General features: G+C 63.2%; 1 protein-coding gene. It reads left to right on the forward strand.

All coding sequences use genetic code 11. The features are described 5' to 3' along the window. The first annotated feature begins 47 nt into the window (after positions 1-47). Entirely contained in the window at positions 48-1,055 is a 1,008-nt protein-coding gene (locus EOA24_RS38815; protein WP_245501976.1) for an ABC transporter substrate-binding protein, read from the forward strand. Positions 1,056-1,125 lie beyond the last annotated feature (70 nt).

Below are 1,125 nucleotides of genomic sequence, written 5' to 3' on the forward strand. Positions count from 1 at the left end.
ACCTGAAATCGACAACCGGGGCCCTGGCGGGTCTCGCGGCCCTGGCCATGGCGCTGTCGTCGACGGTCGCTTTTGCCGCCGACAAGCTGCAATATTTCACCTGGTCGGGCTACGAACTGCCGGACTTCAACAAGAGCTTCCTCGCCGCGCATCCGGACGGCGTCGAGGCTACGATCTTCGGCGACGACGACGACGCCTTCACCAAGGTCAAGGCCGGCTTCCGGCCCGACATCGCGCATCCCTGCTACGACAAGGTGGCGCGCTGGAACAAGGAAGGCCTGCTGCAGCCGATCGACACCAAGCGCATCAAGAACTGGGATTCGGTCTTCCCGGTGTTCAAGAACCTGCCCGACCTGCAGGCCGGCGACGGCAAGGTGTGGATGGTGCCGTGGGACTGGGGCAACACCTCGATCCTCTACCGCACCGATCTGGTGAAGAACCCTGAGGCGAGCTGGAACCTTTTGTGGGACAAGCAATATGCCGGCCGCATGGCGACCATCGATGCGGTCCATGACACGCCGATCGTCGCCGCTCTTCTGGCCGGCGTGAATCCCTTCGACATGACGCCGGACCAGATGGAGAAGGTCGCCGAAAAGCTGCGCGAGCAGCGGCCGCTGCTCTCCAGCTACACCACCGACATGACCTCGGTCGAGCAGGCGCTGGCGAGCGGCCAGCTGGTCGCCGCGATGACCTGGAACGCGTCGGCCACCTCGCTGAAGAAGCAGGGCGTGCCGGTCGAGTTCATGAAGCCGAAGGAAGGCATGCTGACCTGGGCCTGCGGCTTCGTCATGCTCAAGGACGCCAAGAACGTCGATCTCGCCTATGACTTCATAAACAGCCGGCTCGACGCCGACTCGGGCAAGTTCCTCATCCAGTCCTACGGCTATGGCAGCTCGCTCTCGACTGCCTTCGCCGGCGTGTCGAAGGACGAGCTCGACAAGCTGCAGCTGCCGGCGGACCCGGACGTGATGCTGAAGAGCACGATCTTCACCGGACCGATGAAGCAGAATGACGATATGGCCAAGATGTTCGAGAAGGTGAAGGCAGGGGGTTGAGGGCCAATTGCCGAAGGTGGTGCTGCCCCTCACCTGCCTGCCGGCATCCTCTCCCCGTATAGTGACGGGG

The sequence above is a fragment of the Mesorhizobium sp. M2A.F.Ca.ET.039.01.1.1 genome, from assembly GCF_003998035.1.
Taxonomy (GTDB): domain Bacteria; phylum Pseudomonadota; class Alphaproteobacteria; order Rhizobiales; family Rhizobiaceae; genus Mesorhizobium.

What these genes read in the sequence shown, in the direction of transcription:
- EOA24_RS38815 (WP_245501976.1), top strand. Translation starts at nt 48, where the DNA reads ATGGCGCTGTCGTCGACGGTCGCTTTTGCCGCCGACAAGCTGCAATAT.